The 21,558-nt window shown below is 65.9% G+C and carries 24 protein-coding genes; 13 read left to right on the top strand and 11 right to left on the bottom strand.

Translation table 11 applies throughout. The annotated features are described in order from the left end of the window. Nucleotides 1–11 precede the first annotated feature (11 nt). Nucleotides 12–1,217: an Rv3212 family protein gene (locus tag EF834_RS05995; protein WP_127946310.1), complete on the top strand. Its 1,206-nt coding sequence runs from the start codon at nt 12–14 to the stop codon at nt 1,215–1,217. Nucleotides 1,218–1,270: 53 nt separating this feature from the next. Then, entirely contained in the window at nt 1,271–2,095 is an 825-nt protein-coding gene (locus EF834_RS05990; protein ID WP_127946309.1) for an SDR family oxidoreductase, read from the top strand. Nucleotides 2,096–2,146: 51 nt separating this feature from the next. Here EF834_RS05990 and EF834_RS05985 read toward each other — a convergent pair whose 3' ends face one another. After that, entirely contained in the window at nt 2,147–2,950 is an 804-nt protein-coding gene (locus tag EF834_RS05985) for a ParA family protein (protein ID WP_127946308.1), read from the bottom strand. 66 nt (nt 2,951–3,016) lie between these two features. Here EF834_RS05985 and EF834_RS05980 point away from each other — a divergent pair, with 66 nt between their 5' ends. Together EF834_RS05980 and EF834_RS05975 are read left to right on the top strand one after the other, a co-directional pair. Continuing rightward, nucleotides 3,017–3,619 (top strand): acid phosphatase, encoded by a 603-nt coding sequence (locus EF834_RS05980; RefSeq protein ID WP_127946307.1) that lies wholly within the window; start codon nt 3,017–3,019, stop codon nt 3,617–3,619. Beyond that, nucleotides 3,616–4,146 (top strand): GNAT family N-acetyltransferase, encoded by a 531-nt coding sequence (locus tag EF834_RS05975; protein ID WP_235871019.1) that lies wholly within the window; start codon nt 3,616–3,618, stop codon nt 4,144–4,146. Before EF834_RS05980 ends, EF834_RS05975 begins: the two co-directional genes overlap by 4 nt. Before the next feature lie 49 nt (nt 4,147–4,195). Here EF834_RS05975 and EF834_RS05970 read toward each other — a convergent pair whose 3' ends face one another. Further along, entirely contained in the window at nt 4,196–4,633 is a 438-nt protein-coding gene (locus tag EF834_RS05970; RefSeq protein ID WP_127946306.1) for a hypothetical protein, read from the bottom strand. A gap of 45 nt (nt 4,634–4,678) precedes the next feature. Here EF834_RS05970 and EF834_RS05965 point away from each other — a divergent pair, with 45 nt between their 5' ends. Both EF834_RS05965 and EF834_RS05960 read left to right on the top strand, forming a co-directional pair. Beyond that, a complete protein-coding gene (locus EF834_RS05965; protein WP_127946305.1) occupies nt 4,679–5,635 on the top strand; it encodes a diacylglycerol/lipid kinase family protein in 957 nt (318 codons plus the stop codon). A gap of 314 nt (nt 5,636–5,949) precedes the next feature. After that, on the top strand, nt 5,950–6,204 hold the full coding sequence (locus EF834_RS05960; RefSeq protein ID WP_127946304.1) for a WhiB family transcriptional regulator: 255 nt from the start codon (nt 5,950–5,952) through the stop codon (nt 6,202–6,204). 101 nt (nt 6,205–6,305) lie between these two features. Here EF834_RS05960 and EF834_RS05955 read toward each other — a convergent pair whose 3' ends face one another. Together EF834_RS05955 and EF834_RS05950 are read right to left on the bottom strand one after the other, a co-directional pair. Continuing rightward, nucleotides 6,306–7,826: a sensor histidine kinase gene (locus tag EF834_RS05955; protein ID WP_127946303.1), complete on the bottom strand. Its 1,521-nt coding sequence runs from the start codon at nt 7,824–7,826 to the stop codon at nt 6,306–6,308. A gap of 28 nt (nt 7,827–7,854) precedes the next feature. Further along, nucleotides 7,855–8,070 (bottom strand): biotin/lipoyl-binding carrier protein, encoded by a 216-nt coding sequence (locus EF834_RS05950; RefSeq protein ID WP_127946302.1) that lies wholly within the window; start codon nt 8,068–8,070, stop codon nt 7,855–7,857. Between the two features lie 108 nt (nt 8,071–8,178). Between EF834_RS05950 and EF834_RS18725 the strand changes: the two genes are divergently transcribed. Beyond that, complete coding sequence (locus EF834_RS18725) at nt 8,179–8,253, top strand: 50S ribosomal protein bL37 (protein WP_022597109.1); 75 nt, start codon at nt 8,179–8,181, stop codon at nt 8,251–8,253. 107 nt (nt 8,254–8,360) lie between these two features. Here EF834_RS18725 and rsrA read toward each other — a convergent pair whose 3' ends face one another. Both rsrA and EF834_RS05935 read right to left on the bottom strand, forming a co-directional pair. Then, the gene (gene rsrA / locus EF834_RS05940) at nt 8,361–8,660 is read right to left on the bottom strand and encodes a mycothiol system anti-sigma-R factor (RefSeq protein ID WP_127946301.1); all 300 of its coding nucleotides are present in this window, start codon (nt 8,658–8,660) and stop codon (nt 8,361–8,363) included. Continuing rightward, nucleotides 8,657–9,337, bottom strand: a complete 681-nt coding sequence (locus tag EF834_RS05935) for a sigma-70 family RNA polymerase sigma factor (protein WP_235871050.1) — start codon at nt 9,335–9,337, stop codon at nt 8,657–8,659. Before EF834_RS05935 ends, rsrA begins: the two co-directional genes overlap by 4 nt. Nucleotides 9,338–9,745: 408 nt before the next feature. On the opposite strand from EF834_RS05935, the gene EF834_RS05930 reads away from it, so the two are divergent. The 3 genes from EF834_RS05930 (at nt 9,746) to EF834_RS05920 (ending at nt 12,286) form a co-directional block, all read left to right on the top strand. Continuing rightward, nucleotides 9,746–10,576, top strand: coding sequence for an MIP/aquaporin family protein (locus EF834_RS05930; protein ID WP_206615186.1), 831 nt, complete (start codon nt 9,746–9,748; stop codon nt 10,574–10,576). A gap of 83 nt (nt 10,577–10,659) precedes the next feature. Next, nucleotides 10,660–11,154: a Cys-tRNA(Pro) deacylase gene (ybaK, locus tag EF834_RS05925; RefSeq protein ID WP_127946706.1), complete on the top strand. Its 495-nt coding sequence runs from the start codon at nt 10,660–10,662 to the stop codon at nt 11,152–11,154. Nucleotides 11,155–11,278: 124 nt separating this feature from the next. Then, on the top strand, nt 11,279–12,286 hold the full coding sequence (locus EF834_RS05920; RefSeq protein ID WP_127946705.1) for an LLM class flavin-dependent oxidoreductase: 1,008 nt from the start codon (nt 11,279–11,281) through the stop codon (nt 12,284–12,286). Here the strand turns inward: EF834_RS05920 and EF834_RS05915 are convergent. Continuing rightward, nucleotides 12,273–13,040 (bottom strand): SOS response-associated peptidase, encoded by a 768-nt coding sequence (locus tag EF834_RS05915; RefSeq protein WP_127946300.1) that lies wholly within the window; start codon nt 13,038–13,040, stop codon nt 12,273–12,275. The two genes, EF834_RS05920 and EF834_RS05915, sit on opposite strands and share 14 nt — an antisense overlap. A 120-nt stretch (nt 13,041–13,160) precedes the next feature. On the opposite strand from EF834_RS05915, the gene aroA reads away from it, so the two are divergent. Together aroA and rsgA are read left to right on the top strand one after the other, a co-directional pair. Next, nucleotides 13,161–14,495 carry a 3-phosphoshikimate 1-carboxyvinyltransferase gene (gene aroA / locus EF834_RS05910; protein WP_127946299.1) on the top strand — a complete coding sequence of 445 codons (1,335 nt, stop codon included), beginning with the start codon at nt 13,161–13,163 and terminating at the stop codon, nt 14,493–14,495. Continuing rightward, a complete protein-coding gene (rsgA, locus tag EF834_RS05905; protein ID WP_408014473.1) occupies nt 14,426–15,484 on the top strand; it encodes a ribosome small subunit-dependent GTPase A in 1,059 nt (352 codons plus the stop codon). Before aroA ends, rsgA begins: the two co-directional genes overlap by 70 nt. A gap of 70 nt (nt 15,485–15,554) precedes the next feature. Here rsgA and EF834_RS05900 read toward each other — a convergent pair whose 3' ends face one another. Beyond that, on the bottom strand, nt 15,555–16,004 hold the full coding sequence (locus EF834_RS05900) for a MarR family winged helix-turn-helix transcriptional regulator (protein ID WP_127946298.1): 450 nt from the start codon (nt 16,002–16,004) through the stop codon (nt 15,555–15,557). A 319-nt stretch (nt 16,005–16,323) separates the two neighbouring features. Here EF834_RS05900 and EF834_RS05895 point away from each other — a divergent pair, with 319 nt between their 5' ends. Next, entirely contained in the window at nt 16,324–17,256 is a 933-nt protein-coding gene (locus EF834_RS05895) for an NAD(P)/FAD-dependent oxidoreductase (protein WP_127946297.1), read from the top strand. An 86-nt stretch (nt 17,257–17,342) separates the two neighbouring features. On the opposite strand, the gene EF834_RS05890 is transcribed toward EF834_RS05895, so the two are convergent. The 3 genes from EF834_RS05890 to EF834_RS05880 all read right to left on the bottom strand — a co-directional run bounded on the left by EF834_RS05890 (nt 17,343) and on the right by EF834_RS05880 (nt 21,417). Continuing rightward, complete coding sequence (locus EF834_RS05890; protein ID WP_127946296.1) at nt 17,343–18,623, bottom strand: NADH:flavin oxidoreductase; 1,281 nt, start codon at nt 18,621–18,623, stop codon at nt 17,343–17,345. Between the two features lie 221 nt (nt 18,624–18,844). Beyond that, on the bottom strand, nt 18,845–20,086 hold the full coding sequence (locus EF834_RS05885) for a fatty acid desaturase family protein (protein WP_127946295.1): 1,242 nt from the start codon (nt 20,084–20,086) through the stop codon (nt 18,845–18,847). A gap of 35 nt (nt 20,087–20,121) precedes the next feature. Then, nucleotides 20,122–21,417 carry a fatty acid desaturase family protein gene (locus tag EF834_RS05880; RefSeq protein WP_127946294.1) on the bottom strand — a complete coding sequence of 432 codons (1,296 nt, stop codon included), beginning with the start codon at nt 21,415–21,417 and terminating at the stop codon, nt 20,122–20,124. Between the last annotated feature and the right edge of the window lie 141 nt (nt 21,418–21,558).

The raw sequence follows: 21,558 nt of genomic DNA, 5'->3' as shown, positions 1-21,558 counted from the left end.
ATCTTCCACCTGTGCTGGCACCCGAGCGTCGTACGCGCCTGGACGTTGCGGTCGCCGCGATCATCGCAATCGTCGCCGCAGTCGCCGTAGCAGTGGTCTGGATCAACAGCGACGCTCGCGGTACCACCTCGATCACCGCGAACACGCCTGCCACGGAAGCCATTCCGCCGCTGTCGCCGCCCGAGACCCTGAAGGAGATCTGGCGCGCACCCAGTTCGGCAACGACTGCCCCCATCGTCGCAGGCGGGGCGGTCACGACGGCCGACGGCGGTACAGTGACTGGCCGCGACCGGCTCACCGGCGCCGAGTTGTGGCGCTACCAGCGGAACATGCCGCTGTGCGGGGCTATTGGCGCCTGGAACACCGTTGTTGCCGTCTACCGAGATCAGCGCGGCTGTAGCCAGGTGACCCAGCTCGACGGGTCGACGGGCGAACGGAAAGCCCAACGGTCCAGTGATGCTGACGACGCGGTGCGGCTGTCTCACGACGGCACCTACGTCGTCGCGCGTGGCTCGGAACGAATGGAAGTGTGGCGCTCCGACCTGGTGCGCACGCTCGAGTTCGGGCGAGTCGACGCACCGATCAATCCCGACAAGCAGCCGCGGACCGGGTGCGAACTGTTGTCGGCAGCGGCCGGCGGCACCAGGTTGTCTGTCCTGATGCACTGCCCGGGCGAAGTGGGCGACCGGCTCAGCGTGCTCGAGGCCGCCCCGAAGGACAACCAGGAGCCGCAGGAGATCGGTTCCGATGTCATCACGAGCTCACCGGGAGCCCGACTGATCGCCGCGTCGGGCGACCGTACCGCGGTGTACGTGCCCCCCGGACCGACCTCGGCTGGGCGGATCGCGGTCTACGACGGCACCGCCACCGAGGTGGCCACTTATCCGGTCGCCGGACCGGTCAGCGCCGTTGCGACTGCCGCCCGCAATGGCGGGGTGTTCACCTGGTGGACGGGCGCGGAGTTGATAGCGCTGTCCGCGAACGAGCTCACGCCGAGCTGGACAGCGGCAACCGGAGCGTTGGGCCCCGGCGCCGTCATGGCGGGGTCACTACTGGTGCCGATGCCCGACGGAATCGCGGTCCTCGATCCGACGAACGGCGTCGAACAAAGCCGCATCCCCGTCACCCGGAACAATGACACGGCACCGATCGCGACATCGGTCGTCGGAGACGTCGTACTCGAGCAGCGCGGTGACGAGATCGTCGCGCTCCGCTGAGAAGTGCGCGAAGAACCCACGCACCAAGAGTGCAACGTGTTCTAATTCCGATCATGGCCAATATCGTCGTCACCGGCGCCGCGTCCGGAATCGGAGCAGCCACCGTCGAACTGCTGCGCAGAACTGGGAACAACGTCGTCGGCGTCGACCTGGCGGGAGCCGAGATCGTCGCGGACCTATCGACATCGACCGGTCGCACCCAAGCTGCAGCCGCGGCCGTGGAGGCCGTCGACGGCATGCTCCACGCGGCCGTCTGCTGCGCAGGACTGGGACCACTGTCCTCACACTCCGGAGGAAAGTTGGTGTCGGTCAACTATTTCGGCACGGTCGACTTCCTCGAGGAACTGCGTCCTTGGCTGGCCCGCGCCGAGCAGTCCTTCGCGGTCGCGATTTCATCGAGCAGTACCAGCACCCAACCGGCGATCCCGGAGAACCTCGTCGCGGCCTGCCTGGACGACAGGGAGTCGGAGGCGGTCACGCTCGGCGACAAGGTCGGTGCGATCCCCGCGTACCCGGCCTCGAAACTCGCACTCGCTCGCTGGGTGCGGCGGCAAGCGGTGACACCGGACTGGATCGGCGCGGGTATCCGCCTCAATGCCGTGGCGCCAGGCGTCATCGACACCCCGATGACGTCCGGTTCCGATCTGGATCCGAACCTCGCCAAGGCGATCGACTTCTACCCCGTCCCGATGGGCCGGCGCGGGCGGCCCGAGGAGATAGCGGCTCTCCTCCAGTTCCTCACCAGTGACGCCGCATCCCTGCTGTCCGGCAGTGTGGTCTTCGCCGATGGCGGCACCGATGCGCTTCTGCGCCAGGACGACTGGCCGAAAGTGTGGGAGCCGACGCCCGAAGAACTCACGCGTCACTTCACGAACTGACGCGGGCCCGCCGGCGCCTTCGACGGCGCCGGCGCTGAGCCCGCCGATCAGTCAGGCCGTACCCTTGAACGGTGAGAACGTGACGAGGTCGGAGCCGCCAACCCAGTGATCCGAAAGCTGCTGTGCCAGTTCGAGGTACGCCGCAGCCCCCTTGTTCTTTCGACCCACGAGCACCGTCGCGCCCGATGCCGACGCCTCGGCGAAGCGGACGGTCCTCGGAATCGGTGGCGCGAGGACGGGAAGGTCGTAGCGGTCCGAGACGTCGGAGAGGACGTCTCTGCTGTGGGTCGTCCGCGCGTCGTACAGTGTCGGCAGGGCCCCGAGCAGGACTAGGTCGGGATTGGTGATCTGCTGGACTTCCTTGACCGTGCGCAGCAACTGCCCGACTCCGCGATGCGCCAACGTCTCGCATTGCAGCGGTACGAGCACCTGCTGGGCCGCCGTCAACCCGTTGAGCGTCAACACCCCCAGGGACGGCGGACAGTCGATCACGACCACGTCGAACAGATCCAGCAGCGGCGCGAGCGCACGTTTGAGTGCGAACTCCCGTCCTGGCCGCATCAGCAACAGCGCCTCCGCACCAGCAAGATCGATCGTCGCAGGCAGCAGTGTCACGCCGTCGTCGGTCGCGAGCAGTACGTCCTTCGCCGCCGTGTCCCCCGTCAGTACATCGTGGACGGACTTGTCCAACCGATCGGGGTTGTGGCCCAACGAGAACGTCAGGCACCCCTGCGGATCGAGGTCCACGACCAGCACCCGCTGACCCAGGTCCACGAGCGCCGCCCCCAGTGAAGCGACCGTCGTGGTCTTGGCTACTCCACCCTTTTGATTCGCTACCGCCAGTACCGTCGTCACGGCTTCGATCCTTGCGTACTCGAGGCCCGAGCGTGAGCATTCCGCCACACCCGGCATGATGAATCCATGACCGGAACCGACCGACGACTCGTCCTGCTCCGACACGGAGAGACGGAGTGGGCCCGCCTCGGTCGGCACACCAGCACCACCGACGTTCCACTCACGGAGCGCGGCGCCGAGCAGGCCCGTGCGGCCGGTGCGCTCGTGTCCTCGCTCGAACTCCGCGACCCGCTCGTCGTGAGCAGCCCGCGCCAACGGGCGCACGTCACCGCGACGCTCGCAGGACTGGTCGGGGTTCAACAGTGGGACGCACTGGCTGAATGGGACTACGGCGAACTCGAAGGACTCACCACGCCCGAGATCCGCCGGCAGATCCCGCACTGGACGGTATGGACTCACCCGTGCCCAGGCGGCGAGACCCAAGACATGGTCAGTTCCCGCGCCGACATGGTCCTCGGCACGTGCGAGGCCACACTCGCCGACCGTGACGTGCTCCTGGTGGGGCACGGCCACTTCTCCCGCGCTCTGATCGCTCGCTGGATCGAGCTACCGGTTTCGGAAGGACGGCGGGTCACGCTCGCTCCGGCCGGGCTCACAGTACTGAGCTACGAGCACGGGTTCCGCACGATCGTCACCCACAACGTGACCCCGGAAGTAGGTACCGAGTGAGTTCCCCTACGAATTCAGGATTTTCGGAAACCGCTGCGTCCATCCGCCGCGCCGAGCCCGCCGACGTCCCGGCGATCACCGACCTGATCTACGGACTAGCCGAGTACGAGAAGGCGCGACACGAGTGCACGGTGGCGCCAGCGCAGATCGAGGCTGCCCTGTTCAGTCCGGAACCGGCGGTGTTCGCACACGTCGTGGAAGTCGCGGCTGCGGACGGGCCGCAGGTCGTGGGAACGGCGATCTGGTTCCGTAACTTCTCGACGTGGGACGGCGTCCACGGCATCTACCTCGAGGACCTCTTCGTCGCGCCCGAACACCGCGGCCGGGGGTACGGTACGGCCCTGCTGGCAGCGCTCGCCGAGGAGTGCGCCACAAAGGGTTACACGAGGCTGACGTGGTCGGTGCTCGACTGGAACGCGCCGTCGATCAGCTTCTACGAGTCCCTGGGCGCGGTCGCACAGGACGAGTGGACCGCCTACCGGCTCAGCGGCAATGCGCTGGCGGAACTGGCAGCCCAGGCTCGGTGACCCCGCAGTCTCGGTAACCTGCAGGTCGGCGACCTGCAAACTCAGCGACCTAGGAGGCCGACTCGTCGTCGGATGGTGCGTCCGGCGCACCGTAGCCCACGGCCATCCACCGTGAGGTACCGGGCGCGAACAACATCACGAGCGCCGAAATCACCACCAGCCCCAGCAGGACGCCCCAAAACACTTGGTGTGAGGAGAGCACGTACCACGCGACGGGCAGCAGGAGTAATTGGGCGACGAGCGCGATCGTGCGCCCCCAGCGCTGCCCGCGGAGAAGTCCGATTCCCGCAGCGAGTACCGCGCCGCCGAGGATCGCGAACCATGCCGCGGTGCCGTATCCGCTGACCACGCTCTGGTCGTGTCCGAGCAGTCCGCGCACCGTCAGGACGATCGCGGCGCCCACAGCGATCGCGCCCTCGAGGGTCACGAGTACACCGGCCCCGAGGACCGTACTGGGAGTCGGGACGGGCGCAGGCTGGTTCGACACGCAGCCAGCCTATACAGCGGTGTGATCCGGCTAGGCTGATCCCCCGTGCATGCGCTCCTGATCGTCAATCCCAACGCCACCTCGACCACGCCGGCGGGACGCGACCTGCTCGCGCACGCGCTGTCGAGTCGCGTGAAACTGACGGTGGCGCACACGACGCACCGCGGTCACGCTGCCGATCTGGCAGCGCAGGCACGCACAGACGGCATCGGGCTGATCATCGTCCACGGTGGCGACGGCACGGTCAACGAGGTCGTCAACGGCTTACTCGGTGATCCGCACCCCAGGTCCATGCGGTCGGTACCGGTCGGCGCCGTCCCACTCCTCGCGGTGGTTCCCGGCGGTTCCGCGAACGTGTTTGCCCGCTCCCTCGGAATCGCCGCAGATCCGGTCGATGCCACAAATCAGTTGATCGACTTGCTTGCCCTGCGCCGCCGTCGAACCGTCGGACTCGGCCACTGCGACAACCGCTGGTTCACCTTCAACGCAGGCATGGGTATCGACGCTCAGGTGTGCGAGGCCGTCGATCACGGGCGGAGCAACGGCAAACCCGTCACCCCCGGCCGGTACGTACGGCATGCTGTCCGGGCTTTCTTCCGGGCCAAGCGTGAGGCTCCGACATTGAGGATCGAGCTTCCCGACCGTGAACCCATCGAGGGCGCCCACTATGCATTCGTGTCGAACACCACGCCATGGACGTACTTGAACAAACGCGAGGTTCATACGAATCCTGGGACGAGCTTCGACACGGGGCTCGGGCTCTTCGCGATGCGGACGATGCGGGTCTTTCCCAGCTTGCGCGTCGTTCGTCAACTACTTTCGGCCGGATTATCGCCCAGATCACGTTCATTGATTCGTTTCGACGATCTCTCACAAATCCGTATCCAGTCGAGTACACCGATCGGACTTCAAATGGACGGCGACTATATCGGTCTCCGCTCCGACGTGACATTCACCGCAGTTGCCGACGTACTCACGGTCGTCGCGCCACCAGCGAACTGAGGGGTGCCCGGGCAGGCCCGGTGACCCGGTGAATCGACGCCCCGATTGCCCGGATCCAGGCGGGTGACAAGTGGCTCACATTACCCAATTCGCCCTGTTGGGGGTGCATATATGACCAGGTGGGTGTAGAAAGGACGAGGGCCACATAGGGGAACCTAACCGAGTGAGCTTGCCCACGGTGCAGCCGGAATCTATTGACTTCCCCCCGGTTCGTGAAAGCATTCACAAGTAACCGTGCTGAAACCTCCAAGTAAGCACCATGAACTTGTAAATACATGGCGGTGCACACTGCACCCACGTTAAGGAGTAGAAGGATGGACTGGCGCCACAACGCTATCTGTCGTGACGAGGACCCCGAACTGTTCTTCCCGGTGGGAAACAGCGGCCCGGCTCTCGCGCAGATTGCAGATGCCAAGGTGGTGTGTAATCGGTGCCCGGTGACCGCGGAGTGCCTGTCATGGGCCCTCGAGTCCGGCCAGGACGCCGGCGTCTGGGGCGGCATGAGCGAGGATGAGCGCCGCGCCCTCAAGCGCCGCAACGCCCGCACCAGGGCGCGGAGCGCCGTCTGATTCCACAGACCGCAACTGTGAGGCCCGACACCGGATGGTGTCGGGCCTCAGTCGTGTCAGGGCCGGTCAGTTCAGGGCTGGGCAGTTCAGGGCTGGGCAGTTCAGGAGCGTAACGGCCGCCTACCGAGAGGGACGCGCAGAACTGCGTCGGTGCCACCGCCCGGGGACGGGCGCAACCCGAGTGATCCGCCGAGTTCTGCCCCGACCAGGGTGCGCACGATCTGCAGTCCGAGTCGATCGGACTTCTCGAGGCTGAACCCGTCGGGCAGGCCACGTCCGTCATCGTGAATGACCACGTCTAGCCAGCGCGCCGAGCGATCGGCTCGCAAATACACGGTGCCCGGCTGATCCGGATCGAAGGCGTGCTCGATCGCGTTCTGCACCAATTCGGTCAGCACCATCACCAGCGGCGTGGCGCGCTCGGCCGAGAACACACCGAGGCTGCCCACGCGCTCGATCTCGATAGGGATGTTGACCGACGCCACGTCGGAGATGATCGGGACGAGTCGATCGACCACCTCGTCGAGGTCCACTTCCTCGTCCACGGACATCGACAGCGTCTCGTGAACCAGCGCAATGGACGTGACGCGTCGGACCGACTCGCTGAGCGCCTGCCGGGCCTCCTCGTTACCGGTGCGGCGAGCCTGCAGGCGCAACAGCGCTGCCACCGTCTGAAGATTGTTCTTCACCCGGTGGTGGATTTCGCGAATCGTCGCGTCCTTGCTGAGCAGGGCACGATCACGACGCTTGACCTCCGTGACGTCACGGATCACGACGGCGGCACCGACAACCTGACCGTGCTGCTCGAGCACGAGTGCCCGCAGCAACACAATCGCGCCACGAGCCTCTATTTCCTTGCGGAGCCCCAGTCGGCCGGCCACGGTACCGCTGATGTAGTCGGCCACCTCCTGCGACTCGAACGGATCCGTCATGAGCGAACGGGTCGTGCTGGCGAGGTCCTGGCCTATCAGGTCGGAATTGAGACCCATCCGGTGATACGCGGACAACGCGTTCGGGCTTGCGTAGACGACGCGGCCCTCGGGGTCGAGGCGGATGAACCCGTCCCCGGCGCGCGGACTGGAATTGGTGTCCGAGCGGATCTCAGGGTTGGGAAACGTTCCCTCACTGATCATCTGACACAGGATGGCCGCGCAATCGAGGTAAGCGACCTCGAGCGGGCTCTGCGCCCGCTGCTGAGCCAGGTTGGTGTCCCGACTGAGCACAGCGATCACCTCGCCGTCGCAGCGCACCGGTACGGCTTCCCGTCGCAGCGGGGTCCCGCCAGGCAACGAATTGTCGACCTCGGTGACGATCTCGCCCCCGAGGAGCGCCTCGAGGACCTGCGGATGTTCCGACTCGGATACCTCGGACCCGACGGCGTCGTCCGGGAACGCAGTGGATGCCGTCGTCGGGCGGCACTGCGCGACGCACACGACGGTGAGCGGCTCGGAGTCGACCGTCTGCGCCCGGTCGTCCTGCCGCTCGGTCGCCACCCACAGCAGAATGTCGGCGAAGGAGAGGTCCGCGAGCAGTTGCCATTCGCCCACCACCTGCTGCAGATGATCGACCGCGTTTCCGGGAAGGTCGGTGTGCTCGGCGAGCAGGTCGCTCAGGGTCGACATCTGCCAGGCTCCGGGGCGCTTCCCGCGATCAGCCGATGGTGGCGATCAGGTCACCCTGCTGGATGACGTCGCCGACCTTCACGTCCACAGATGTAACCGTCCCGGCGACCTCTGCGAGCACTGGGATCTCCATCTTCATCGACTCGAGAATCACTAGGGTGTCGCCCTCGTTCACGTCTTCACCCTCGCTCACAACGACCTGGTAGACGGTCGAGACCATCTCGGCGCGCACATCTTCTGCCACCTGGCACCTCACTCTTCGTGGACTGTCGGAGACCAGCCAATGCAACCACAGCCAACCACACGTGAAACACTGGCACGAGCCCGAGTTCGACATGGAAGGGAGCTACTCATGGGTAAGCGTGGCCGTAAGAAGCGCAGCCGTAAGGGCAACGCCGCCAACCACGGCAAGCGTCCCAACGCCTGAGACGCATACAAGCCAACTCCGGGGCCGGTGAGCACGAATTGCTCACCGGCCCCGGAGTTCGTCTGGGCCACCTCCTCGGCGGGCAGGCCACACGTCAACCGCGGGAGTCAGTCCTCGCTCTCACCGTCGGCGACCAGGTCCGACTCGGTGAGGATCACCGTGCGCCGGATCTCGATCGACAACCGTTCGCGCAGTCCCTCAGGGGCACGCTCACCACCGCACTTGCGGCTGATGAGGCTCTTGACCTTCTCCTCGATGCCGTACACCTCGAAACACGCACGGCACGTGTCGAGGTGGTGCTGGAGTCGCGCTCGGGCGCGTTCGTCGCATTCGTGATCGAGGAGCAACCACACATCCGCGATCACTGCCGAACAATCCAGTTGCTCGAATTCGTTCTGCCCGGTCACCGCGAAACCTCCTGCTCCGCTGCACCGCGGTTGAATCCGCGTTCCCGGGCGACGTCGGCAAGAAGCCCGCGGAGCTGTTTACGCCCACGATGCAGCCGCGACATCACGGTACCGATCGGTGTGCCCATGATCTCGGCGATCTCCTTGTAGTGGAACCCTTCGACGTCGGCGTAGTAGACCGCCATCCGGAACTCTTCGGGAAGCTCCTGCAACGCTGCCTTGATGTCGTCATCCGGCAGTGCATCGAGAGCCTCGACCTCGGCTGACCGCAGACCGGTCGACGTGTGCTCCGCGGTCGCGGCGAGCTGCCAGTCGGTGATCTCGTCGGTGGGGTACTGCGCCGGCTGACGCTGCTTCTTGCGGTAGGAGTTGATGTAGGTGTTCGTAAGGATGCGGTAGAGCCAGGCCTTGAGGTTCGTTCCCTCCTGGAACGAACTGAATGCCGAGTAGGCCTTCACGTACGTCTCCTGGACCAAGTCCTCGGCGTCGGCCGGGTTGCGGGTCATGCGCAGCGCCGCGCCGTACAGCTGATCGAGGAGCGGGAGCGCGTCGCGCTCGAACCGTTCGATCAGCCGATCCTGGGACTCCGGCTCATCTCGCTTGGATCTGTCCCCGGGTTCATGGTCGTCCAGCACGCTGGTCCCTTCGCTTGCCGTAGGGGTCAAGGCTACCGCCATTGCAGGCTCGACCCCTGGGTGCGTCTTGATCACCGACGCCAGCTCGATCCCCGGACGAACAGATTCAGCGCAGGACACCGGCACGACCCACTCCCTTCATTGATCCAGCATTCGCGACTTTTCAACAGTCCGAGGGGGTCGTGTGTTCCCGAACGTGTCATGAAGTGTCGGCGTGTCGTGTGAGGCAGTGCTCGGGCGTCATCCGGGGTCATCGGCGAACACGAGGAGCCGCTCCCGGCGCGGACTCTCATCGAGAACCATTCGGACTGGTCCTGTTGCGGACGAAGGACAGCGCCCAATAACGTCGAGTACATGCGTGATGCAAGTCACTCCAGCCCGTTGTGCGGCCAGCCCCGGTCACCAGAGGTAGCGGGGGTTGCCGAGCAGCCGTAACAGGGAGTATTGCCAGTGCAAAAGTTCAAAGAGTTCGGACTCTTCGGCGAACTGGCCGCAGAGTTTCTCGCCACCATGGTCCTGATCATGATCGGCTGCGGTGCAGTTGCACAGGTCGTTGCCGGCGGCAACAGTGTCGGCGACTACAACACCATCGCCTGGGCTTGGGGTTTAGGGGTGGCACTGGCCATCTACATCGCCTCCCGGACGAGCGGTGCCCACATCAATCCCGCGGTGACCGTGGCCTTCGCGACCTTCGGCGACTTCCCTTGGCGCAAGGTACCGCTGTACGTCGTGGCGCAGACGTTCGGGGCATTCGTCGGGGCACTCGTGGTGCGGGTGGGCTACGCCGACCTGCTCGCCGCGGCCGACCCCGAGCACACGAGCGCGACGCAGACCGTCTTCTCCACCCTGCCCGGCAACGGCACCCTCCCGGTGAGTGTCATGGGCGCTTTCACCGACCAGATCATCGGGACCGCGATCCTGGTGCTGCTGGTCTTCGCGATCATCGACCGGCGAAACACCTCCCCGGCTGCCAACCTCGCACCGTTCATGATCGGACTGGTCGTCGTAGCGATCGGTATGGCCTGGGGCGCCAACGCCGGTTACGCGATCAACCCCGCCCGCGACTTCGGGCCCCGACTCGCGTCGTACCTGACGGGCTACGCGACCGCGTTCACCGACCCATCCGGCTACCCATACTTCTGGATTCCGATAGTCGCACCCATCATCGGCGGCCTCGTCGGCTCCGGGATCTACATGCTTGTGATCGCGCGGTTCCTGCCACCACCGCCGCATCCCGACCTCGACGCGATCACGCCACACGGAAAGCAGCTCCAGGAATAGCCGCCGGGTGTGCTCCCTGAACAGGACTGAGCACCTGCAGACTCAGCACCAGAAATCGGCGCCGGGTGGCTAGCGTTGTCGTCATGGCCGGAACCTCGACGCCCGCAACGAAGCTGCTCGCCAAGGAGAAGGTGTCGCACCGGATCCACAACTACGACCATGATTCGCGGGTGGGGTCGTACGGCGACGAGGCCGTCGATTCGCTAGCCGACCGTCTCGGAGTCGCGTCGGCGCAGATCTTCAAGACACTCGTGATCAAGACTGACTCGGGCAAGCTCGCTGTCGCGGTGCTGCCGGTGCCCTCGAAGCTGTCACTCAAAGCGGCCGCCGCCGCGTTGGGTGCAAGCAAGGCGGTGATGGCCGAACAGTCCGACGCCGAACGGTCGACTGGGTACGTGCTCGGCGGGATCTCACCGTTGGGCCAGCGCAAGCGGTTGCCGACGGTCATCGACGCGTCCGCCCTGACGTGGGACCGGGTGCTGTGCAGCGCCGGACGCCGAGGCCTCGAGATCGAGTTGGCGCCGCAGGATCTGGTGCAGCTGGCGGGTGCGGTCGTCGCGGACGTCAGCACCGGTTGAACCGCGCGTCACGTCCGCCGGCCAGGTGCAAAGTAGGTGCTCGCGGAATTAGCCAAACGGGGATGCCGTTGACCCACGGAGAACAAGCTTCGACGAACGAAAGAGAGTGTCCCGCGTGCCTTCGCTGTCCCTTCCCATCTCGATCCTCGACCTCGCCTACATCGGGAGGGGCGAGACCGCGAGTTCCAGCCTCGCGGCCAGCGTGCAGATGGCGCGGAACGCAGAACGGTGGGGCTACCACCGCATCTGGTACGCGGAGCACCACAACATGCCCGTGATCGCGTCATCGGCGACGAGCGTGCTGATCGCGCACATCGCCGCGCACACCGAGAGAATCCGGCTGGGTGCGGGTGGCATCATGCTGCCCAACCACGCGCCGCTGACGATCGCCGAGCAGTTCGGCACGCTGGCCGAACTGCACCCCGGTCGGATCGACTTGGGGCTGGGCCGCGCGCCGGGCACCGATCAGCAGACCATGCGGGCACTGCGCAGCGACCCGAGTTCGGCGGATTCGTTTCCCCAGGACGTCCTCGAGCTGCAGGGCTACCTGACGGGCCCGTCCCGCCTGCCGGGCGTCGAGGCGACCCCCGGTAAGGGCACGAACGTTCCGCTCTACATCCTCGGATCCTCACTGTTCGGCGCCCAACTGGCCGCTGCGCTGGGCCTGCCGTACGCGTTCGCCTCGCACTTCGCTCCGGCCGCGCTGCACGACGCGATCGCGCTCTACCGCCGCGAGTTCCGGCCGTCGGCGCAACTCGCCGAGCCGTACGTGATCGCAGCGGTCAACGTGATCGCCGCCGACACCGAGGAGGAGGCGCAGCATCACTTCCTCGAAACGAAGCGTCGGCGGGTGGATGTGTTCGTCGGCGGCGGCCGGCAGTTCTCCCCGGAGGAGGCGGACCTGATCCTCGATTCGCCCGCCGGTCGACAGATCCTCGCGATGGTGCACTACACGGCGGTCGGCACCCCGACAGCCGTCCGCGACTACCTGGCCGACTTCGCCTCGCAGACCGGCGCCGACGAGTTGATGGTCGCGTCCTCGGCCACAGATCGCTCGGCCTGGATGCGCTCTCTCGAGCTGGTTGCGGACGTTGCGGGCCTCGCGTCCCGGTCGGCGGTCACAACAGGCTGATCTGCTCCCCCGCCTGTTCACCGGTGTCCGGCGCGAGCAGGTCGGGTCCGTTGTTGCGGACGCTGTTCACCTTGCGCGACACGCGCCGAACCTCGACCTCGGCGGCGGATTCGAGGCTCGGGCGGATCAGGTCGGGGTGGCCGACGCTGTCCGGGTCGAGCCAGGCGTCCCAGCGATCCGGCGGCAGGATCAGCGGCATCCGGTCGTGAACGTTCGCTAGCTGGTCCACGGCGTCGGTGGTGAGGATCGTGGTGCTCAGCAGCGGCGGAGACGTCGGAGCCTCGGGATCGTGCCACACCGACCACAGGCCGGCCATGAACATCCGCTGCCCGTCACCCCGGGACATGTAATAGGGCACCTTGACGGCCTTGGCAGCCTTACTGCCGGCCGTGGGCTCGGTCTGCCACTCGTACCAGCCGTCCATCGGGACCAGGCAACGCTTGAACCGCAGCGACGTCTTGAACGCCGCCTTGGTGGCGACGGTCTCGGACCGGGCGTTGAACAGCGGTGCGCCCTTGCCCGGCTCGGTCGCGTACGACGGAACGAGCCCCCACCGCATACGTCGTATCCGGCGGCGTACAGGGCTGGCGGGATCGCCGTGGTCGTGGCGCGCGACCACGGTGAGCACCGGCGTCGTGGGTGCGACGTTGTAGTCGGCCGAATCGGGCCCGCCCGACTCCCCGGTCTCGTTAACCGCGTCCAATTCCACAGCGAGCGTCGCGGGATCCGCGGTCGTCGCATACCTGCCGCACATCTCTGCCGCACTCCCTTCCGCGGTCCACTCACAGCCCCGACCTACTGGTCGCGCCCTCCCCACACCCTCCATGCTGGCACGATTGCCACGCACCGCCCATCCATAGGCGAAGATGGACGGGTGAGCCGTGAGAATCTGTGGAGAGCGCCCCGTGCCGTAGCCCCTGTGAACGCGTCCGTGACGCTGCCCGGATCGAAGTCGATCACCAACCGGGCTCTCATCCTCGCGGCACTCGCCTCGGGCCCGTCCACAATCACCGGCGCGCTGCGCAGCCGAGACACCGACCTGATGATCCAGGGCTTGCGCGCACTGGGCATCTCGATCACCGCGGCACCGGACGCGGCGACCGGTACCACGCTGCACGTCGTACCGGGCCCGATGACCGGAGGGTCGATCGACTGTGGCCTCGCCGGCACCGTGATGCGCTTCCTACCTCCAGTGGCCGCGCTCGCCGACGGCACCGTCGCGGTCGACGGGGACGAGCAGGCGCGCACCCGTCCGCTGGGCACGATCCTCGAAGCCCTGCGTGGGCTCGGCGCGGACATCGACGGCGACGCACTCCCGTTCACCGTCCACGGTCACGCCGGGCTGCGCGGCGGGACCGTCACGATCGACGCGTCCGGCTCGTCGCAATTCGTCTCCGGCCTCCTGCTGTCCGCGGCCCGGTTCGACAAGGGCGTCACCGTCCACCACGACGGAGCGTCGCTGCCGTCCATGCCGCACATCGACATGACCGTCGACATGCTGCGAACGGCAGGGGTGTCCGTCCTGACACCCGACGAGAGCGGAATCGCTGACACGTGGAAGGTGTTGCCGGGCAAGGTCGACCCGGTGGACTGGGTGGTCGAGCCCGATTTGTCGAATGCGACGCCGTTCCTCGCCGCGGCGGCGGTGACCGGCGGCACCATCCAAGTGCCGCTCTGGCCGGCCCGCACGACGCAGGCCGGTGACGCGATCCGCGGCATCCTCTCCGAGATGGGCGCACAGGTCCGCCGCGAAGGCGATGCTCTGGTGGTGAGCGGGCCGGCAGCGTTGCGCGGCATCGACGTCGACCTGCACGACATCGGCGAGCTGACCCCGACCGTTGCGGCGCTGGCGGCTCTCGCCGAGGGCCCGTCGGTGCTGCGCGGCATCGCGCACCTGCGCGGCCACGAGACCGATCGGCTGGCGGCGCTGGCGACGGAGATCAACAAGCTCGGCGGTTCCGTCACCGAGACCGATGACGGCCTGCACGTCGAACCGCGTCCGCTGCACGGCGGCCGGTGGCACTCGTACGCCGACCACCGCATGGCCACGGCCGGCGCGATACTGGGACTGGCCGTCGGCGACGTCGACGTCGAGGACGTAGGCACCACCGCGAAGACGCTGCCGGGGTTCGAGAAGCTTTGGGCCGCAATGCTGGACGAGTCAGGGTCCGTCGAATCCGCGTCCACCGAGCCGGGGGCACTGTCCTGAGGCGGCGGCAGTACGACGAGTCCGACGTCCGGATCCGTCCGGGTAAGGGGTCGCGGCCGCGAACCAAGAATCGACCCGACCACGCCGACGCCGAGGAGGCGATGGTGGTCTCGGTGGACCGCGGCCGGTGGGGCTGCGTGCTGGGCGGGGACCCGGCCCGACTTGTCGTCGCGATGCGGGCGCGGGAGCTCGGGCGCACACCCATCGTGGTGGGTGACAAGGTCGACGTCGTCGGCGATCTGTCGGGCAGGCCGGACACCCTGGCGCGAATCGTGCGTGTGACCGACCGTGCCACCGTCCTGCGCCGCACCGCCGACGACACCGATCCGTACGAGCGGGTCGTTGTCGCGAACGCGCAGCAGTTGCTGATCGTCGTGGCGCTGGCCGACCCGCCGCCGCGCACCGGCTTCGTCGAGCGCGCGCTCGTCGCCGCCTACGTCGGTGGGCTGGATCCGATCCTGTGCCTGACAAAGAGTGACCTGGCAACGCCCGACGAGTTCGCCGCGACGTTTGCCGACCTCGACATTCCCGTCGTGGTCGCCGGTCGCGACGACCCGATCGAACCGGTGACCGAGATGCTCGCCGGACGGGTGACCGCTCTCATCGGCCACTCCGGTGTCGGCAAGTCGACGATGGTCAATCGGCTTGTTCCCGAGGCGGATCGGGCCACAGGCGTCGTGTCCGGTGTCGGCAAGGGACGGCACACGTCGACACAGTCGGTCGCGTTGGCACTGCCCGGTGGCGGTTGGGTGGTCGACACCCCGGGTATCCGGTCGTTCGGACTTGCGCACATCTCCCCCGAGGACGTCGTCGACGCGTTCATCGACTTGGCCGAAGCCGCCGAGGACTGTCCCCGCGGATGCACGCACCTGGGTCCACCCGCCGATCCCGAATGCGCCTTGGACAAACTCACCGGCGAGTCCGCCGGCCGTGTCGAGGCGGTACGTCGACTGCTCGTCGCACTGATGTCGAACGAGCCCTGGACGTAGGCCGACTATCTGGTAGGGCAACGAGCGTCAGGGTGCGGCGAACCCCCTCCAGTTGCCGAACGGCACCGAACTACATCGAGGGCGGTGCCACAGCCCGTCGACGGATCTCCTGAGCGACAAGCATGAAGGCATCGAGCTTCTCAGGTGGAAGATCCTTCAATAGCCACTCGGCCACCGCCGCGCGATGGGACTCCAATTGGTCTGCAAGTGCGCCACCCGTCTCGGTCAAGGTGACCAGATGCGCGCGCCGATCGTTCGGATCGGGTCGTCTCTCGATCAGTCCCCTATCGCTCAGGACGTCCAGAACTGCGGCAACCTGCTGCGTGCTGCAGCCCAGGACATCGCTGATCTGCCGTTGCCGCATCGGCCCTAGTTGCAGGATGGCGTGGAGCATCCTTGCTCTGAGCGAGGTGAGCCCCAATGCCTTCACTCCCCTCTCCATCAACTCGCTGAGCTGGGTGCTCATCAGGAATGCCTCATCCATCGCCATCCGTGGAGACGAGGCCGATCGTTCATCCATAGATTTGATTGTAAGAACTATTGACTTTTATGTGGAGGTCCGGCCAGCGCGCCGATGTCAGTATTGCTCTTTTTGATTGATAATCAATGATATTGACATTTGTGATGTCGAGAGCTTAGTGTCCAAGAACGCGGGGAGCCTGCCGGGCGGTTTCTGCTAGGTCGCGACGGGGGGTGTGGAGCTACCGAACCTGTCAGCGCCCTCTTCTACGAAGAGGATGTCGCTCTGGCCCACTCGAGTCCTCCGCAGCAGTCGGGCACTCCGAGCTGTTTCCGTCCCCTCTGCACTGAAATTCTCTGAAACAGACCAGGAGTAGACAATGACCTTCGACGTAACCATCGTCGGCGCCGGCCCTGCCGGGTTGAGCTGCGCACTGACTTTGGGCCGAACCGGCCGTGCGGTGGCCTTGCTCGACACCTCGGCCGGCCGCAATCGCTACGCCGAGCACTCGCAAGGTTTTCTGACCAGGGACGGTGCATCCCCCGAAGCGCTACGAACGGCGGCCCATACCGAACTTGCGCAATATCCATCAGTCACACGTTTCGATCGACGGGCAGTGTCGGCATCGGGTGCGTCAGGGGCGTTTGTGATCGAGACCGTTGGTGCTTCAGCGCACATCGAGTCACGTCGAGTGGTCATCGCTCAGGGCGTCGCGGATGTCCTTCTCGGTATCCCCGGGTTCGCCGAAAACTGGGGACGAGGGGTTTTCGCCTGCCCGTACTGCCACGGTTGGGAGGTGCGGGACAGCCAACTGGTGATGCTGGGACTGTCACCGCTCGATTATTTCCACGCCGAACTGCTCACCCAATGGTCACCGGCCGTCACCCTGATCGCGACGGCCGCCGCGGGTGACCATGGCCCGCACATGGAACTCCTCGGCAAGGCCGGCGTGGAGGTCGTTCACGGTGAGCCTGCAAAGATCATTGCGTCCGGGGGTGCATGCACTGCAGTCGAGCTGGTGGACGGCCGATCAATACCCGCCGATGCCGTCGTGGTGCACCCGCCGGTCGAGTACGCAAGCGACATCGCCGATGAGCTCTGCTGCGTCCGACTCGACGACGATGCCATCGAGGTCACCGAACTCGGACAGACCTCTGTCCCCGGCGTGTATGCGGCCGGAGACATAGCCCGCCGCAGCACATCTCAATCGGGGATGCACTTCATCGCGCGAGCGGTCGCGGACGGACTCAACGTCGGCGCGGTGATCAACCAGGAGTTGACATTCGACGACCTGCGAATGAAGCCAGCCTGAAGCCGCAAGATCTGCTGATCAACCCGACGAGTCCCAGCTTCGTCAACGTGCCGATCGCAGGGAAGGCAGGTTGACGACGCGCAGGATCACGTGGGTGCGATCGGTAGTTCCTTCGACCGGTCCGCGGTGAACGGGGTCGACTGCGCGGACCCGACTGCGCCGTGCCGGCTGTCCGGATCGAGAACACAGTGGGTGCGTCCAAACACCGTGGTCATGCACTTGTTGTTGTGGTTGCAGCGGCTGGAGACGGTGTGGTCGGCCTCGATCCGGTTCACCAGATCCGGCTCGCGCAGCAGCGCGCGGCCCATTGCGACGAACCCGAAGCGCTCCCGCATACCAGCCATGATGTGGTCGTAGTTGTTGATGCCGCCCAACAGGATCAGCTGCGTGTTGGCGACGACCGGAACGAACTGGCGGGCGGATTCGAGCATGTACAGGTCCTCGTACGGGTAACAACCCAGCGCCCGCTTGCCGAACAACCGGACCCCAGTCTTGAGCGGCTCCTTCAGTAACGCCGCGAACTCGTCGACGGGTACGTCACCACGGAAGAGGTACATCGGCTTGAAGAACGACGACCCCTGGGTCAGTTCGATGGCGTCGAGGTTGCGGTCCCGGTCGAGCAACTGCACGGTCCGCAGGGACTCGGAGAGCCAGATGCTCCCCCGGATCCCGTCGTCCATGCTGATCTTGGCGGTGACCGCGATCCGTCCACCGACGACCTCTCGGACCCGCTGCGCGATCTCCCGCACCAGGCGAGACCGGTTGTCGATGGTGCCGCCGTATTCGTCCTTGCGGCGGTTGAGAAGTGGACTCAGGAACGAGCTCGGCAGGTAGAGGTGACCGAAGTGCAGTTCCACCGCGTCGAAACCCGCCTCGACTGCGATCTGCGCGGCCTCACCGAACTGGTCGATCACGCGGCGGATCTCAGTTGGGCTGATTTCCCGGCAGTATTCGAGCGACGACGGGTTGATCACACGGCTCGGCGACATCGCAGTCACGCCGGTGGTCTTCTTCGACGCCACCACACCGGCGTGGCCGAGCTGGGCTGCGACGGCACCGCCCGCGTCATGGACCGCGTCGGTCAGCCGGCGCAGACCCGGTAGCGCCTTGCGGCTCATCAGTATCTGCCCTGGTGCGCTCGCTCCTTCCGGGGCGACACAGCAGTACGCGACCGTGGTCATCCCCACGCCGCCACGCACGAAGCCGAGATGGAAGTCGATGAGGTCGTCCGTGACGAGCCCCTCCGGGGACCGCCCCTCCGACGTGGCGGCCTTGATGATGCGGTTGCGGAGTCGAACCGGTCCCAGAGTTGCCGGGGCGAACGGGTCCGGGGTCACGGTCACGGTGTCGGTGGGTCGTCCTGCCATGGTCGTGCGTCACCCTTCTGTCGATCCAGTGCGTCCGGCACCACGATGTCGACCAGCCGCTGCCGGTATCACTGTCGCACTCGCGGCGGCGGACCGTGAGGGAATCGGGTACGGCTGTGAATTGCAACGCCTCTCGCCGTGAACGCGACGAGCCCCCGGCCGGTAGTCCGACCAGGGGCTCTCTCGACACCCAACCGGGTGGCAACCCGTAGAGGGGACGGCTAACGCGACGACAGCAGCGCCCGCAAGCCGCGGCGCTTCTTCGACCTCTTGAGCGCCGACAGCAAGCCCTGGCGCCGACCTGTAGCGGGGTCGACCGTCGCGGTTGTGTCGCCGTCGAACTTGCGCTCGGACGCCGTCTCCGGTGCGTCGTCCGTGGTGTCGATGAGGTACTTGTTCGGCAACGACAGCTTCGCGATGGTGCGCCACGCCTTGAGGTACTGCAGGTACAGCGGGCCGGTCGTGTACGGCAAGTCGTACTTCTCACACAACGCCCGCACCTTGACCGCGATCTCGGCGTACCGATTCGACGGGAGATCCGGGTAGATGTGGTGCTCGATCTGATGGCTCAGGTTGCCGGTCATGAAGTGCGTGAGCGGGCCGCCGCTGATGTTGGCACTGCCGAGCATCTGGCGCAGGTACCACTCGGCGTGCGATTCCTTGTCGACGTCCGCCTTCGTGAACTTCTCGGCACCGTCCGGGAAGTGGCCACAGAAGATGACCGCGTTGGTCCACAAGTTGCGGATGACGTTGGCGGTCAGGTTCGCGGTCAACGTGGACTTCCACGCCTTGCCGGTCAGCGCCGGGTACACCACGTAGTCCTTGGCGATCTGCTTGCCGATCTTCTGCCCGACCTGACGCAACCTGACCTTGGTCTCGGCGCGATCGTCCCGACCCACGGCGACCTTGCCCAACTCCAGGTGCTGGATGGCGACGCCGTACTGGAACATCGACGCCAGCAGTGCGTTGTAGACGAGATTGCCGTAGTTGAACGGCCTCCACTTCTGGTCGCGGGTGACCCGGATCAGACCGTATCCCACGTCGTCATCCATGCCCAGGATGTTCGTGTATTTGTGGTGCAGGTAGTTGTGCGTCTGCTTCCAGTGCTCCGAGGGATCTGCGTTGTCCCACTCCCAATGAGCCGAGTGGATCTCAGGATCGTTCATCCAGTCCCACTGCCCGTGCATCACGTTGTGCCCGAGTTCCATGTTCTCGATGATCTTCGCGACGCCGAGCATGCCGGCGCCGAGGATCCACAGCGGACGCTTGCGGCTACCGAACAGCACGGCCCGCCCACCGACCTCGAGGCTGCGCTGCAGCCGGATCGTGTTGCGGATATAGCGCGCGTCGCGCTCACCGCGCGAATCCTCCACCTCCCGACGAATGGCGTCGAGTTCGCGTCCGAGCGCCTCGACGTCGGCATCCGTCAGGTGCGCATACTCCTTGATGTCCGTTATCGCCACGCGCCTAAACTTACCGTAAGTTACGTCACCGTAGGTTAGGTGTTGGCAACTGTGAGGTAGGTCACCTTAGTCTGCCGACGGCGTTTCGGCCGGCGCCTGGCGACCTGAACCTCGGCGTGGGCCCGCAATGCCGACAGCAGGCCCCGGCGGCGCCCGGTCTCGGCGTCGATCCGAAGTGCCTCCGCGATCCGCGATCCCGTCGACCGGAACTTGTGCTCCGATGACGTCTCAGGAGCATCGTCCGAGGTCCGCTTCAGGAGCCAGTCCGGGAGGGCCAGCTTGTGAATCGTGCGGAGCGCGAGCAGGTATTGGCGGCCGAGCGGACCGGTCGTGTAGGGCAGGTCGTACCTCTCGCACAGCGCCCGCACCTTGGCCGCGATCTCGGCATACCGATTCGATGGCAGGTCCGGGAACAGGTGGTGCTCGATCTGGTAGCTGAGGTTGCCGGTCATGAATGCCATCACCGGGCCCGCGTCTATGTTGGCGCTGCCGAGCATCTGACGCAGATACCACTGGGCCCGGGTTTCGTTCTCGAACTGCTCGATCGTGAACTTCTCCGCACCATCTGGGAAGTGGCCGCAGAAGATCACCGCGTATGTCCACAGGTTGCGCACGAGGTTCGCCGTCGCGTTTGCGGCGAGCGTGTGCTTCCACGCCGGCCCCGTCAACGCCGGGAACAGGACGAAGTCCTTGCCGAGCTGTCGCGCGATCTTGATCGCGAACTGCCGGTTCGGCCCGGTGTTCAGCTGGTAGCGATCGACGCCCTCGAGGAGCTTTTGTGCCTTGAGGTCGTGCAGGGCGATACCCCACTCGAAGCCCGCGGCGAGCACGACGTTCGCGATCGGTTGCAGCAGGTTGATCGGACGCCACTTCTCGTCGCGCGTCATCCTCAGGATTCCGAATCCCACGTCGTCGTCCATTCCGACGATGTTGGTGTAGGTGTGGTGCGAGTAGTTGTGGGCGCGCTTCCAGTGCTCGGACAATCCGGTCATGTCCCACTCCCATGTCGTGGAGTGGATCTCCGGATCGTTCATCCAGTCCCATTGGCCGTGGCTGACGTTGTGGCCGAGTTCCATGTTCTCGATGATCTTCGCGACGCCGAGCATGCCGGCGCCGAGGATCCACAGCGGGCGCTTGCGGCTGCCGATCAGGATGGTCCGGGCGCCCAGCTCGAGCGAGCGCTGCAGCCGGATGACACGACGGATGTAGCGCGCGTCGCGGACGCCACGGGACTCCTCGACTTCGCGTCGAATGGTGTCCAGTTCGTGTCCGAGGGCCTCGATGTCGACGTCGGTAAGGTGGGCGAACTCTTTGATGTCGGTGATGGCCACCGAGGCGTCCTCCGTTGGGTAGATCAGCTCAACCGCGTCAGTCAGCGACGCAAGGCGGTGCGCGCAACGATACGGCAACATGAGCACTCGGCAGCCGGACGGATACCGAGATCACACCCGACGATCAGCCGGATTCGGATC

The organism is Rhodococcus spongiicola (assembly GCF_004011835.1).
In the GTDB taxonomy this organism is placed as follows: Bacteria; Actinomycetota; Actinomycetes; order Mycobacteriales; family Mycobacteriaceae; genus Prescottella; species Prescottella spongiicola.
Note: the sequence above shows the minus strand (reverse complement) of the source record. Positions and strands in the feature narration are given on the sequence as shown.